Genomic DNA, 14,190 nt, shown 5'->3' on the forward strand with positions numbered 1-14,190 from the left:
CGTGCTCCTTAAAGATTGGCGTTGCGCGACATGATGCGGATCTGCAGATACGCGATCCCGGCCATGAAGGCGAACAGCACCATTGAGATCGCCGCCGCATAGCCGGGCCGGTTGAGCCGCCCCTGCTCGAGCCAGATGAGAAATTCGGGCAGTGTCGTCGCCGTCCCCGGTCCGCCGGCGGTCAGCACATAGATCAGCCCGAACATGTTGGTGAGCACGCCGATCGTGGTCACCACCGCGACGAATTCGATGATCGGACGCAGCGAGGGAATGATGACGAACACCCAGATCTGCCACAGCTTGGCACCATCCAGCCGCGCCGCCTCCAGCATCTCCTTGGGAACCGTGGACAGACCGGCCAAAAAGATCAGAAGGCTCATCCCGAACGTCGCCCAGAGCTGAACGCCGATAAGCGAGAACAGCGCCGTGTTGGAATCGCCCAGCCAATCGACGGCATTGATGCCGAACATCCCCAAAAGCGCGTTGAACGAGCCGTCATAGCGCAGCACCACATTGAAGATGGAGCCTACGATCACGCTCGAAAGCACGGCGGGGAAGAAATAGACGGCGCGGAACAGCTTGCCGCCCGGCACCCCCTGATGGATCAGGATGGCGAGCAGCATGGGCAGCATGATCCAGATCGGAAGCGTTGCCAGAAGCACGAAGGTATTGACCATCGACGCCTGGAAATTTGGATCCCCCACCATCTGCTGGTAGTTGCCGATGCCGATGAAATTGGCCTCGCCCAGCCCGCGCCAGTCGGTAAGCGAGAGAAAGAACCCCCAGATCAGCGGAATGATGCGGAACACCAGCACCAGCAGCACCGCCGGCATCACGAACAAAAAGGCGAACCGGCGCTCGGCCTTCGAGCCCGCCATGGTCGGCGCCGCGCGCTTGCTGCGCTTGCCCATCGGCTCGGCTGTCGATGCGTTGGCGCTCACCATCCAGGATTTCCTCCGCTCAAAGACAGGCCATGGCGCGGTTGGCCGCGCCATGGATCGTTAGAGGCTCGCGCCTCAATTCCCGCTATGGGCCTGCGCCTGAACCTCGTCCATGCGCGCCGCGGCCTCCTCGACCGTCACATCGCCATTGAGCAGAAGCTGGCTCTGGCGGTGCCATTCGGACAATTCATCCGCAGTGGTGTTCGAGTGAGCCATGGGCGCGCCATAAGGCTCGAGCCATTCGAGAATGGCAACGACCGAGGGGCTGGAGAGGCTGGACGTATCGACAGTCGTATTGGCCGGCACGACGCCCGCATCGTTCACGAAAGTCTGGATCGGCCCAGCGGACGCCAGATGCTCGACGAAAGCGGTCGCGAGTTCAACATTGGCCCCGGCATTGTTGACCCCATAGCCGATGCCGCCCGCCACCGGAATCTTGACCTCGCCATCGGCAAGTGAGGGCGCTGGATGGCGGAAAACCCCGACATTTTCCGCGCCGAGAAAATCGTCGAACTGCTTCCAGTGCGCCACGTCCGACAACAGCCCGATCGTATTGGCGGCATCGCCACGCATGAACTGCTCATATTCGTCCATGAACTTAGCCGTCGAATTGGCCCCCTGGCGGTACCAGCCCATGTCCTGGGTATCGACCCAGGCCTGGAGGATTTCCATGATCTCCGGGCTGGACCATTTCAGCTCTCCATTGGCAAAGGCGTCATGCTGCTCGGCGGTCAGTGACGAAGCAGCAACCGAGGACAGGAAGAATTCTCCGCCGAACCCTTCGCGATTGCCCATGGAAAAGCACGGCACATTGCCCGTTTCGGTGATCGCCTCGCAGGCGGCAACCAGCTCTTCCCAGGTCTGGGGCGGGTTTTCCGGGTCGAGACCGGCTTCGGCATAACGCTGCTTGTTATAATAGACGATAAAACCCTGCATGGTGATCGGCAGCGCATGGAGCGTGCCGTCCTCGTTCGCGAACTCCTCGGTGCCCACGAGGTTTTCGCCCAGCGCCGTCACATCGGTCAGCGCCTCGAACCGCGCCCGCGCCTGCGCGCCGCCATTGAGCAGGAACACGTCCGGCCCCGCCCCCGATGCCAGGGCGGTCCCCAGGATCGTGTAGTACTGATCGTTGGGCTGCATCACGTAATTGATGGTGACGCCGGGATGGGCCGCCTCAAATTCGGTCTTGGCCTGCTGGAAATAACTGGTCGCCACCGGATCGCCCGACTTCCAGTCCCAGACGGTGATCGTTTGGGCAAAGGCCGGGCTGGCGACGGCAAACACCAGCGCGGCACTGGTCAACAGTGTGGTTCTCATTTGAAAGCTCTCCTCCATCAATCAAATTGTCTGCGCTAGGCTGTCCCCAGGCTCCGCACTGGCGCCGGGCGCCCCACGCGCGGGTTTGCCGGCGCCTCGCCCAACTGATCCTCCGAAACGATCTCCGGCCGCGCCCACTCGGCCCGCGCCACCTCGCTCAGCACCAGCCCGTGGCCGGGCCGCTTGGGCGCATAGGCATAGCCGTCGCGGATTTCGATCGGTTCCTCAACGAGATGGTCGAAATTCTGGAACGAATATTCGATCCACTCCACCTCCGGCAGCGCCACCGCCGCCTGGATGCCCACCTCGAGAAATGTGTTGCCCACGCTGACCGGCACGCCGATATCGGCGGCGAACCAGCCGATGCGCATAACGTCGGTGATCTGCCCGTGAACGTTGACGATATCGGTCGCGCCCGCGCTCATCAGCGCCCGCTTGCCCGACGCGTCCAGATATTCCCCCGAATTGATCATCGTGTTCGGGGTGGATGCGCACAGCATCTTCAGCCCCGCGAAATCGGTGCGCAAGATGGGGTCCTCGACCCAGACGAGCGCAAACCCCGCCCTTTCGATCGCCTCGATCTTGTTGAGCGCCTCCTTGGCGCCCCAGGCCTCGTTGGCGTCGATCATGAACCGCGCGCCGGGCCGGACCGTTTTCTTCAAGAGGTCGAGCCGGTGCAGGTCGCGTTCGAAATCGGAATGCCCGACCTTGATCTTGAACGTATCGTAGCCGATGGCATCGGCATGCCCGAACAGCTCGACGAACGCCTCGTCCGAGAGATGGAAATCAAGCCCGCTCGCATAGGCTTTCACCCTGTCGCGGCTTCCCCCCAGCACCTCCCAGAGCGGCATGCCCGCTTCCTTGCCCACCAGATCCCACAGCGCCACCTGCAACGCCTCATGGACCGGCAGCCCGAATGCGCGTTGATTGCCACCGCGTGGGCGCGTCACGCGATGCACGAGTCCCAGCGGCGAAGCGCCCTCCAGCGTCGGCCAGACTTCGGTTTCAAATATCCGCTCCATCTCCGCCTGGCTCGGAAGCGGCGTAAAGAGCGTCTGGATAAAGCCCAGTCCCACCGCGCCCGTATCGGCAATCAGCTCGAGCGCTGCAACGTTGACATCCTCGGCCCGCACCTGGCTATCCCCGATAACGCGGTCGCGCCGGAACTGAAAACGCGTTATGCGGTAGGAATTGATGCGCATAGCCTGCTTCTTTGATCGACTAGTTCGAGAAACTGATCTATCAGTTAGCAGGATTAATAGAGTAGACAGCACGAGGGCACAAGTGGTTTCTGCCAAGGCAACACCCGCGTCCAGCGGAACGGCCAATGCCAACCGCCGGTTGAGCGATCTGGCCTATGACCGGATTTTGGAAAATCTCTTCGAGCGCAAGCTGCCCGCCGGCGCCTTCGTCTCCCAGAACCATCTCGTCGAACTGCTCGACATTCCCGTTGCTCCCCTGCGCGATGCCCTGCGGGTTCTGGAAGCCGAAGGCGTGCTCAAGATCCACCCGCGCTCGGGCATCGAATTCGTCAAGCCGGGCCTTGAGCTCACCAAATCCACCTATCAGTTCCGCGCCATTCTCGAGCGCGCCGCCGTGCGCGTCTTTGCCGAGACGGCGGACGAGTCCCTGATCGCCGATATCGCCCGCATGCATGCCGATCTCGTCTCCCGCATCGAGGCCGAAGGTCTCACCGACGACAGCATGGCCGAAATCGAACGGCTCGAAGGCATCCTGCACGACAACATCATCGGTATCCTGGCCAACCCGCTGATCGAGACCAGCTACAAGCGCATGCACAATTACCTGCGTCTGGTCCGCCTCGACCGCCGCCTGACGCCACCGCTCGCGCTGCGGTCCCTTCGCGAGCACATCCAGATCATCGATGCCTGCAAGTCCCGCGATGCCGACGCCGCCGAAGCCGCCCTCCAGGCTCATTTCAACGCCGCACTCCAGCGCCATATGGGCCTCTACTGAGGCCGATCGATTGCCCTCGATGCGCTAACCGGTGTAGCGATTGTTGCGCTGATCCTGGAGGAGAGCCGGCATGCAGAATTTCACCGGCGGCTGCCTATGCGGCGATATCCGCATCACAGTTTCGGGCCGTCCCTACCGCGTCGGCCTCTGCCACTGCCTCGATTGCCGCAAACACAGCGGATCGATCTTCCACGGCTCGGCGATCTTCCCGCAAGACGCGGTGAGGATCGAGGGCAAAACGCATCACTATAGCGACCGCCATTTCTGCCCGCGCTGCGGCTCGTCGGTCTTCGCCCGCTCCGGCGACGAGGTCGAAGTGAGCCTGGGCGCCTTCGATGCCCCCGACCAGTTCCGCCCCACCTACGAACTCTGGACCATCCGCCGAGAATCCTGGCTTCCGCCCTTCCCGCTCAAGCGGCACTACCCCCACGACCGCGACGAAACCAGCCGCTCGGAGGACTAGCGCAGCTCAGCCGCGCGGCGCCCCCGCGCGCGCAGATGCCGGAAATCCGGCATTCTCGGTGGCCGACGCTTCCCCGAGGCGCTCCCGCCGCCGCGCTTCGGCCACGGCCATCATGAACGGCCCCACGCCCTTGGCATCGTTGGGCTGCAATCTTTCGCTGACGTAATAGGCGGCGGTCCCATCGCGATAGCGGCCGTCAAAGCCGCCAAGGCCCGCCACATGGCAGATGGCCCCCAGAACCGGCTCACCATCCGGCCCGACGGCCAACGCATGCTCGCGCAACCCGGCCAGCGCCTTCAGCCCGATCTCACCGTCGACTCCCGAAATCCCCAACCGCTCGCCGACGAGGAAGAAATAGGCAAACATCGCCGTCGCCGAACTCTCGGGGTAGTTGCCCTCAAGTTCGGGCTGGTCGGTCACCTGGTTCCAGCGTCCATCCTCGCGCTGATGCCTCGCCACCCGCTTTGCGAAAACTTCGATTGCCTCGTCGAGCCCGGCTTGCGCCGCTAGTTTCGGCCCTATGGCCTCATGCACATCCACCAGCGCCATGGCCAGCCAGCCCAGCGCGCGCGACCACAACGCCTGCGATCGGCCCGTTCTCTTGTCCGCCCACCTCTGTTCCCGCGCCTCGTCATAGCCATGGCTGTAGAGCCCTGTCGCCGGATCGGCGAGAAGCTCCAGCGCCGATTTCAACTGCACGATGGCATCGTCCACCAGTTCGGGCTTTCCGAAAGCCTTGCCGTATTCGATCTGGAACGGCAGCCCCATATACAGCCCGTCGAGCCAGACCTGATGAGGATAGCGCAGCTTGTGCCAGTAGTTGCCGCGCCCGATCCGGGGGTGCCGCCCAAGCTGCTCGGCAAGCCGATCGGCCGCCAGCCGGTATTTCTCCTCGCCGGTCCGTGCATAAAGCGCGATTAGCGCCCGGCCGGAGAGGATATTGTCGATATTGAACTCTTCGATATCGTACCCCGCGAGCGATCCGTCATAGCCCACCTGCGAGTCGACCAGCCGCTTGAGATGGCCGAACCACGGCCCGCGCGGATCGACCCCGTCGAGCAGCAACAGCCCGCGATAAACGCACCCATCCTCATAGCACCAGTCGCCGCGCTTATAGTGCTGGTATTGCTCGGCAAAGGTATCAAAGAAAGTGTCGAGCTTCACGATGCGCGCTCCCGGCTGTTGCTGTCACCGGGCCAGGCAATGCCGCGGATGATCGGATTGGTTGTATTCTCGGTGATGATGCCGCCATGGCGCAGCTCCGGCAGTCCTTCGGCCATTTCCGGCACGCCGGCCTGCGCTTGCGGGTCGTAGGTGACGGAGATGTCCTCGATCACCAGCCCCATTATCGGCGACTCAGAAAGCCCCAGCACATAGGCCAGCGCATGATGAACGTTCCGCGCCACGATGCCGGCAAAGGTGACGTCGCGCAGATGCGGCGTTGTCTTGTCGACGGGCGCCGGCGCGCGATTCTGCACGGCGTCCGACCGGCCATCGGGGTCGCAGAAATAGTGCGAATTGATCGCCAGCGGTGTCAGAACCCCGTCCATGACGCAGTCGCGCATGGCGATCCGGGCCACCTCACCGCCGCGCCCGCGCCGCGTCTTGATGCGCAGGCCTCGATCGGTATCGGCCAGGGTGCAGCGCTCGACCGTCACGTCGGTCACCGACCCGCTCATTTCCGAGCCGATCACCACGCCGCCATGTCCGCGCTCCATGCGGCAATGGCGCACCGACACGTTCCGCGTCGGCTCGGGCACGCGCCCGTCCGGCCAGATCTTGCCGGCCTTGATGGCGACGCAATCATCGCCCACCGAAAACCGCACGCCCACGATCTCCACATCGCTTGAGCTTTCAGGGTTGAGCCCGTCGGTGTTGGGACTGTCGGCCGGATTTTCGATGGCGAGATCGGCAAACATCGCCTTGCGGCAATTGATCGGGTGGATCGTCCAGCTCGGCGAATTGCGCACCGTCACCCCGGCCATCGCGAAATCGACGCATCGGTTCGCGAAAACCGTTCGCGGCCGGCGCGCGCCCTCGCGCGTCTCCTTGGGCCAGTCCCACCAGTCGCCCTCGGCTCCCGCCCCGTCGATCACGCCCTTGCCCGCGATCGCGATGTGGGAAGCGTCTATCGCCGTCAGAAGCGAGGCAAAGCACGCCGCCGGCACGCCTTCCCAGCTCGCCTGCATTTTGCCCTCGGCATCAAACGCGTCGAGAATGGGATAGGCCTGCCGCTCCGCCAGCCCCTTGAGCACCGCTCCATGCGGCAGATGCAGGCACAGATCCGATTTGAGAAACACCGGCCCGGTGCGCCAGACGCCGGGCGGCACATAGATCGTCGCCCCAGCCGGCGCGGCTGCAATCGCCGCGGCAAAGGCGGCACTGTTGTCCGCCGCCTTGGATGCCCCATGATCGCGAATGTCGATCAGCGCGGATTCCCGTGGCGCGGTAAAGTCCAGCCCTCCGAACCCTGCGATCTCCAGCCCATAGGCGATGCCGGGCACCAATCCTTCAACCGTCAGGACCGGCCGCCCCGCTTGCCCTTCCTGCATCACGTCCCCCGACGCGACCAGCCGCCAGTCGAGCACAGCGTCGAGTTGGTCCCGCGCCGCAACGCCCGCGAGTTCCACCGTGATGGTGCGCGGCGTGAGGACGAGGATTGTGGGAACCTGAAGAGGCATCGAACCAGAGGATAGGTTGGAGGGAGACGGGCGCGGCAGAACCGCGCCCGCCCTTGTGAGTGGTTACTCCACGCGTTCCAGCGCCTGCTGGGCGCCCTGGATGATCGCGGCAGCCGCTTCCTCGGCCGAGAGCAGGCCATAGGCATACTCTTCGAGCACGCCTTCAAAGGCGGTGCGGACGGCGGGGTCTTCGAAATAGGGCGAGGCCGGCGGCGTATCGGCCGCGAGCACGAGATCGTTGGCCGCCTTGACGTTGGGATCGATCAGCCCTTCTGCTTCGAGCAGCGCAACCGCCGCCGCCGAGGCAGGAACGCCGCGATGGCTGGCCATCACGCGCGCACCCTCTTCTTCCACCAGAAGGCAGTTGAGGATTTCGGCCGCAGCTTCCTGATTGGGAGAATGGGCCGAAATGGCGAACAGCATGGAGGGTTTGCGGAAGATGCCGTCGGAAACCGCATCGCCATTCTTGGGCGGCAGCACCGGGCGCAGCGGCGTCTCGCCTTCGAACGGTCCGGAAATCTGCGACACCGTCGAGTCCCATTCATAGGAGCCGGCCACTTCGCCCGCCGCCCAGTCGCCACGTTCGTGAAGCTGCGGATTGCCCATGGCAGCCGCCTCTTCCCAGCTTTTCATCACGCCCGCATCCACCAGGCTCTGGTAGAAATTAATCGCTTCGGTCAGCGTGGCTTCGTCCCAGGCGACTTCATTGGTCTGGGGATCGATGAACCCCACGCCCGTCTGCTGGGTGGCATAAAGAGCGACAAGCAGCATGGCGTTGTAGCGCGAAGCGTCGAACGGATAGTAGTTATCGCCCAACTCGGTTTTGAACGTTTCGGCAGCGGCGATCATGTCGTCCCAGGTCTGGGGCGGCTCGACGCCGGCCTGCTCGTAGGTGTCGGAATTGTAGAACAGCACGCGGCCGGTGATCGAAACCGGAATGCCATTGAGCTTGCCGTTGCGCGTTCCGGTCTCCAGCAGAGCCGGATCCCATTGGGAGAGATCGATGATGTCGGAGAATTCGTTAAGATCGGCAAGGCCCGACCCGTCCGGCGAGAACAGCGGCAGCCACGGCCAGTTGACCTGCATCAGGTCCGGCGAGGTCCGGCCGGCAAGCTGAGTGGTCAGGCGTTCGAGGTGACCGTCAAAGCCGGTGAATTCAGGGCTGATCGTATGCCCATGCTTCTCCCCGCAGATTTCCAGCGCCTCCTGGGTCGCCGCGTGCCGGGCGTCGCCGCCCCACCACGATACGCGCAGATCGGCTGCCTGTGCCGAGCTGAGTGCCGTGGTAACCATCAAGGCCGACACAGTGGCCAGAGTGACTGTACGTTTCATCGTTTTCCTCCCTTCGATGTCTGTCAGTCGGATTTCGGCCTCCCCCCAATGAGGACAGCCGGATTGGAAAATGGGTTCAGATCAGCGAGACGTTGCGTCCCGTCTCCTGGTCGAAAAAGTGCAGCCTTGCCTCCTGGGGCGAGAGCGAGATCTGCCCGTCCGAAAGCATGGATGGGTTGTAGTGATCGCCCGGAACCACCACGGTGAAGCTGTGGCCGGCGATGTCGACGTAAAGGTTCACCTCGTGGCCCATGAACTCCACATGGCTGACCTTGCCGGTAAAGGCGTTTGCCGTGCCGGTCGGCACCACCTGCATATGCTGGGGGCGCACCCCCATGCTCACGGTTTCATCCGCATTGGCCGCGAGCCGCGAGGCGAGTTCATTGCCGAACGTCACCGTCTGCCCGCCCAGGGTCACCGCCGGAGCCCCGTTGCGCGTGAGCTGGACCGGGATCAAATTCATCTCCGGCGACCCGATGAAACCGGCGACGAACTCGTTTTCGGGCCGGTTGTAGAGCGTCGCCGGATCGGCCACCTGCATAATGCGCCCGTCCTTCATCACGCAGATGCGGTCGCCCATGGTCATGGCTTCGGTCTGGTCGTGGGTGACGTAAACCACGGTGGACGAGGTCGCGGACTGCTTGAGCTGCTTGTGCAGATCGGTGATGCGCACGCGCATCGAGGCGCGCAGCTTGGCATCGAGGTTTGAGAGCGGCTCGTCGAACAGGAACACTTCGGGCTGCTTGATCAGCGCCCGCCCCACCGCCACGCGCTGGGCCTGCCCGCCCGAAAGCTGCTTGGGCAACCGGTCGAGCAATTCCTCGATCTCAAGGATATGGGAAACCCGGTCCACGCCGTCGGCGATCTCGCCTTTGGGCGTCCTCTTGATCCGCAGGCCGAAGGAGAGGTTGTTCTTCACCTTCATATGCGGGTAGAGCGCATAGTTCTGGAACACCATGGCGATACCCCGATCGCCCGGAACGAGGTTGTTGACCACCTTGTCCCCGATGCGGATTTCCCCGCCCGTGATCGTCTCGAGCCCCGCGATCATCCGCAGCGTCGTGGATTTGGCGCAGCCCGAGGGCCCCACCAGCACCATGAACTCGCCGTCCTTGACGTCAAGGTCGATGCCATGGACCGCCTTGAAGGCGTTGCCATAGACCTTTTCGACCTTCTTGAGAGTAAGATTGGCCATTCGAAATTATCCTTTCACGCCGCCGGTCGAAATGCCCTCGATGAAGTAGCGCTGGGCCACGAAGAACACGAGCAGCGAGGGCGCGAGGGTCAGCACCGACATGGCGAGCACCTGGTTCCACTGAAAGGCTTCGGTCACGTCGAGCGAGAGGCGCAGCGCCAGGGAAACCGGGTATTTTTCAACCGATGAGATGTAGATGAGCGGCCCCAGGAAGTCGTTCATCGTCCACATGAACTGGAACAGGCACACCGAGATGATGGCCGGGGCCAGCATGGGGATGACGATGAACACCAGGGTCTGGATCGTATTGGCCCCGTCCACCCGCGCCGCCTCTTCCATGTCGCGCGGAATGGCGCGCAGGAACTGGATCAGCATGAAGACGAAGAACGCGTCGCCCGCCAATGCCGATGGCACCCAGAGCGGCAGATAGGTATCGAGCCAGCCCAAATCCCTAAACAGCAGGTATTGCGGAATGCGGGTGACGACGTTGGGCAGCAGCAGTGTGGCGATCACCGTGGCGAATAGGATGCGCTTGAACGGAAATTCGAACCGGGCGAACCCATAGGCCACCAGCGTCGCCGAAATGGCCGTCCCGATGGTCTTGGGGATGATGATCCACAAGGTGTTGAGGAAGAAATGCCCGAAATTCCAGTTGGTCGAGGTCTCCCAGCCGCGCTGATACCCCTCCAGGGTGGGGTTCTGCGGAATGAAGCTCGGCGAGGCAAAGATTTCCGCATTGGTCTTGAACGAGGCCCCCACCAGCCAGAGCAGCGGGTAGAGCATGATGAACCCGACCGCCGCGAGGATGGCGTAGCGGATAACCGCCGAGATCACCTGGTTGCGCCGTGTCCTGGCGTTATGAGCGCGGGCTTCCTCGAGCGCGGTCTGGGGCTGATTGGCAAGTGTTGTCATCGCGATCAGCTCCGCCTGTCGCCGGCGTAGTAGACCCAGTGCCGCGAGGACCAGAAGGCGATGACCGTCAGCACCATGATGATCGCGAACAGAATCCAGGCGATGGCCGAGGCATAACCCATGTCGAACTGCCGGAACGCCTTGTCGTAGATATAGAGCGGCACGAGATAGGTGGAGCGCAGCGGCGCGCCGGTGCCGTCGGTGATAATGAACGGCCCGTTGAACTCCTGGAACGCTTCGACCATCTGCAGGATCAGGTTGAAGAAGATCACGGGCGTGATCAGCGGCAGGGTGATGTAGAAGAAGGTCTGCGCCTTGTTCGCCCCGTCGATCGCCGCCGCCTCATAGACATGGGTGGGGATCGATTGCAGCGCGGCAAGAAAGATCACCATGGCCGAACCGAACTGCCACACGCGCAGCAGCGTGATGGTGAACAGCGCATAGCGCGGGTCGCCGAAGAAGTTGATCGCCTCCAAGCCAAGCCCGGTGAGCACCATGTTCACCAGCCCGATATCGGCGAAGATATAGCGCCAGAGCACCGCGATCGCGACCGACCCGCCCAGGATCGAGGGCACGTAATAAGCCGTCCGGAAGAACCCGATCGCCTTGAGCTTGTAGTTGAGCACATAGGCGATCAGCAGCGCGAAGGCGAGCTTGAGCGGCACGGTGATGAACACATAGGTCAGCGTCACCTGCAGCGCGCGGTGGAAGGTGCGGTCGTTAAACAGCAGCTCGACATAGTTGGCCAGGCCAACCCACATCGGATCGCGCAGCAGCGGATAGTCGGTGAACGAGAGGTAGAACGAGGCGCCGAACGGGATGGCGGTAAAGATCACCAGCCCCACGACATAGGGCATGACATAGGCCAGCCCGATCCATTTGTTTTCACCGCCCATCAGCGCTCTCCCGATCGTGGTGACCGGAGAGAGCCCGATGTCCAATCATCGACGGCACTCTCATGTCAGAAGGTACGAAATCGTGCATCATGATAACTGAACGGGATTGCTCCACCGCGCCGTCTGGGCACAATGACAGCAAGACTTCCCTATCTCCTCCCATATAACTTGATCGCATCTTGACCATAGTTATCATATGACTTCATTAAAAAGAGCCGGCGTGTAAAACGGAATTCACAGTTCTGGAGAAAATGATGGAGAAAACCGAAGGTCGTGTTCTGGCGGGCATTCCACCCGACGCGCTCTCGCTCAAGCTATCGCGCTCCACCATCAAGATGCGGCACACCTCCACCTGGCGGGTGGAGAAGTCCAACGAGGTGCACGACCTCGTCGTCTGCATCTCCGGCAGCGCCCTCTACGAACTTGATGGCGAGCCGGCCTCGATCAGCCCCGGCGAAGCCATGCTCATTCCCGCCGGCGCCCGTTTTGTCGGGCGCCTGGGCACAGGCCCTATCTATTCGGGCTTTGCCCAGCACTTCACGCTGGATCTTTTCAGCCATGTCGACCTGATCAGCCAGATGGAGCTCAAGCGCACCGTCAAGTTCTCCCGCTGGCGCGTGCTCGAGCCGCTGGTGCGCTATTACAGGGAGACCGCGCCCGTCTCCTCCACCACGCTCGAGCAATATCACATGTTCATGGTGATCCTGATCGAGTTCATCGAGGAGGCGTTCATCCGCTGGCGCGAGCAAGCCCTGCTCAACGCCGCCGGCCCCGATGCGCTTTCGCTGCACATCATGCTCGCCGCCGCCCGCATCGCCGGCCAGCCCTTCAAGCCCGGCATATTGGAGGAAGCGCTGGGGCGCCTACCCTACAATGCCGACTATTTCCGCCGCGCCTTCAAGGAAAGGCTGGGCTATACGCCCGCCAAATTCGTCGAGTTCAAGCGCCTCGAGCAGGCCATGAACATCCTGGCCACCGGCCACTCGGTCAAGGAAACCGCCGCCATGACGGGCTATCCGGACGTCTATTATTTCTCGCGCCAGTTCAAGCGCTATATCGGCACCTCGCCATCGGCCTATCGCCTGCTCACCCGCGCCAAGGAAGGGGGCCAGTTCATCGACGGCACCTTCCACATCCCCGAGCGGACCTGACCGCCCCGCCCGGCATCCTCAAAGGCTGATGCCGCTCTCGGCCAGCATGCGGGCAATATGCGTCGTCTCTCCGCTCTCGATCGAACGGTTGGCCGCCACACCGGTGAGGATCGACCATGCGCCATCCAGATGCGATGACGAGCGGGCATAAAGGTCCTGGCTCATCCCCTCGGGATCGAAGAGATAGCCCAGCATGATCGGGTCCGCCCCGCCATGCCCGCCCGTCCCGGTCCACACCTTGATGGACTCGGGCGCCTGCCCGGCCACGTGCAGCGTTGTGGTCATGGCGTCATCGACCGGCTTTTCCCGCTTGCCGCCGAACACCCCATGCACTTCCACATGCTTGTGCACCAACTCGCCCTTGGTGCCGTGGAACCTGATTTCCAGCCCTTCCCAGGGGCTATAGGCGCACAGCGTATAGTTCAGCATCGCGCCGCTGCGATAGTTCACCTGCACCTGCATGGTGTCCTCGATGGTGATGTCATCGGCAAACACGCATTGGTCGCGGTGATAGCCGTCGAATTCCTCCGCATCGAGATAGAGTTCGCGCAGCTTCTCGTCCTTTTCCAGGTCCATTCGCAACTCGCACCGCTCGAACACCGGGCAGGTATGGCAGCGCTCGCTCCGCCCTTGCAGCCCCATGGCATCGGCCGTCTGCGGCGTATAGAAAGCCCGCCGCCCCTGCGCCGAAACGCTTTCCGGCACCGAAGCCAGCCACCAGTTGACCAGGTCGAAATGGTGCGTCGACTTGTGCACCAACAGCCCGCCCGAGCGGTCCTTGTAGCGGTGCCAGCGGCGGAAATAATCGGCCCCGTGCACCCGGTCGAGATGCCAGGAAAAGTCCACGGCCACCACCTCGCCGATAACCCCCGAGACCAGCATGTCCTTGATCTGCGTACGGGCCGGCGAGTAGCGGTAGTTGAAGGTCACCGCCACCTTGCGCCCGGTCTCGCGCTGCGCGTCGAGTATCGCCTTGAGCCGGGTGAGGTCCGTGGTCATGGGCTTTTCGGTCATCACGTTGCACCCGGCCCGCATGGCCGCCACGATATATTCGTGGTGCAGGTCGTCCGGCACGGTGACGATCACCGTATCGGGCTTCTGCTCATCGATCATCTGCCCGAAATGCTCGGCCCGATAGGTCGCAATCCCGTTGCCGCCCCGCTCGGGCACGTCCTGGGCCGATAGCGCCAGCCGGTGCCCGTTGATGTCGCACAGCCCCACAAGTTCGGCCGTCCCCTGATGGGTGGAAACGATGGCGTCACGAAACATGGCATGGCGCGCGCCGGTGCCCACAATGGCGTATTTCACTGGTCCAGTCCCGAGAA

13 protein-coding genes are annotated in these 14,190 nt (G+C 62.8%); 3 read left to right on the forward strand and 10 right to left on the reverse strand.

Annotation, left to right across the window (positions count from 1 at the left end; all coding sequences use genetic code 11):
- Positions 1 to 8: 8 nt before the first annotated feature.
- From NO932_RS13385 to NO932_RS13395, 3 genes are all read right to left on the reverse strand, one after another.
- Entirely contained in the window at positions 9 to 944 is a 936-nt protein-coding gene (locus NO932_RS13385; RefSeq protein ID WP_309207797.1) for a sugar ABC transporter permease, read from the reverse strand.
- Between the two features lie 72 nt (positions 945 to 1,016).
- Positions 1,017 to 2,258 carry an extracellular solute-binding protein gene (locus NO932_RS13390; RefSeq protein ID WP_309207798.1) on the reverse strand — a complete coding sequence of 414 codons (1,242 nt, stop codon included), beginning with the start codon at positions 2,256 to 2,258 and terminating at the stop codon, positions 1,017 to 1,019.
- A 35-nt stretch (positions 2,259 to 2,293) separates the two neighbouring features.
- The gene (locus NO932_RS13395; RefSeq protein WP_309207799.1) at positions 2,294 to 3,460 is read right to left on the reverse strand and encodes a mandelate racemase/muconate lactonizing enzyme family protein; all 1,167 of its coding nucleotides are present in this window, start codon (positions 3,458 to 3,460) and stop codon (positions 2,294 to 2,296) included.
- Positions 3,461 to 3,542: 82 nt separating this feature from the next.
- On the opposite strand from NO932_RS13395, the gene NO932_RS13400 reads away from it, so the two are divergent.
- Together NO932_RS13400 and NO932_RS13405 are read left to right on the forward strand one after the other, a co-directional pair.
- Positions 3,543 to 4,235, forward strand: coding sequence for a GntR family transcriptional regulator (locus tag NO932_RS13400; RefSeq protein ID WP_309160484.1), 693 nt, complete (start codon positions 3,543 to 3,545; stop codon positions 4,233 to 4,235).
- Between the two features lie 70 nt (positions 4,236 to 4,305).
- A complete protein-coding gene (locus NO932_RS13405; RefSeq protein WP_309207800.1) occupies positions 4,306 to 4,698 on the forward strand; it encodes a GFA family protein in 393 nt (130 codons plus the stop codon).
- A 6-nt stretch (positions 4,699 to 4,704) separates the two neighbouring features.
- On the opposite strand, the gene NO932_RS13410 is transcribed toward NO932_RS13405, so the two are convergent.
- The 6 genes from NO932_RS13410 to NO932_RS13435 form a co-directional block, all read right to left on the reverse strand.
- Complete coding sequence (locus NO932_RS13410) at positions 4,705 to 5,862, reverse strand: glycoside hydrolase family 88 protein (protein ID WP_309207801.1); 1,158 nt, start codon at positions 5,860 to 5,862, stop codon at positions 4,705 to 4,707.
- Positions 5,859 to 7,379 carry a glycoside hydrolase family 28 protein gene (locus tag NO932_RS13415; protein ID WP_309207802.1) on the reverse strand — a complete coding sequence of 507 codons (1,521 nt, stop codon included), beginning with the start codon at positions 7,377 to 7,379 and terminating at the stop codon, positions 5,859 to 5,861. The genes NO932_RS13410 and NO932_RS13415 overlap by 4 nt, the downstream gene beginning before the upstream one ends.
- Before the next feature lie 63 nt (positions 7,380 to 7,442).
- Positions 7,443 to 8,711 carry an ABC transporter substrate-binding protein gene (locus tag NO932_RS13420; RefSeq protein ID WP_309207803.1) on the reverse strand — a complete coding sequence of 423 codons (1,269 nt, stop codon included), beginning with the start codon at positions 8,709 to 8,711 and terminating at the stop codon, positions 7,443 to 7,445.
- 76 nt (positions 8,712 to 8,787) lie between these two features.
- Positions 8,788 to 9,906 (reverse strand): sn-glycerol-3-phosphate ABC transporter ATP-binding protein UgpC, encoded by a 1,119-nt coding sequence (locus NO932_RS13425; RefSeq protein ID WP_309207804.1) that lies wholly within the window; start codon positions 9,904 to 9,906, stop codon positions 8,788 to 8,790.
- A 6-nt stretch (positions 9,907 to 9,912) separates the two neighbouring features.
- Positions 9,913 to 10,818, reverse strand: coding sequence for a carbohydrate ABC transporter permease (locus NO932_RS13430; protein ID WP_309207805.1), 906 nt, complete (start codon positions 10,816 to 10,818; stop codon positions 9,913 to 9,915).
- Between the two features lie 5 nt (positions 10,819 to 10,823).
- On the reverse strand, positions 10,824 to 11,714 hold the full coding sequence (locus NO932_RS13435; protein WP_309207806.1) for a sugar ABC transporter permease: 891 nt from the start codon (positions 11,712 to 11,714) through the stop codon (positions 10,824 to 10,826).
- A gap of 251 nt (positions 11,715 to 11,965) precedes the next feature.
- On the opposite strand from NO932_RS13435, the gene NO932_RS13440 reads away from it, so the two are divergent.
- The gene (locus tag NO932_RS13440; RefSeq protein WP_309207807.1) at positions 11,966 to 12,865 is read left to right on the forward strand and encodes an AraC family transcriptional regulator; all 900 of its coding nucleotides are present in this window, start codon (positions 11,966 to 11,968) and stop codon (positions 12,863 to 12,865) included.
- A gap of 18 nt (positions 12,866 to 12,883) precedes the next feature.
- Here NO932_RS13440 and NO932_RS13445 read toward each other — a convergent pair whose 3' ends face one another.
- Complete coding sequence (locus tag NO932_RS13445) at positions 12,884 to 14,173, reverse strand: Gfo/Idh/MocA family oxidoreductase (RefSeq protein WP_309207808.1); 1,290 nt, start codon at positions 14,171 to 14,173, stop codon at positions 12,884 to 12,886.
- Between the last annotated feature and the right edge of the window lie 17 nt (positions 14,174 to 14,190).

Origin of the sequence: Pelagibacterium sp. 26DY04, from assembly GCF_031202305.1 — a bacterium.
GTDB lineage: Bacteria > Pseudomonadota > Alphaproteobacteria > Rhizobiales > Devosiaceae > Pelagibacterium.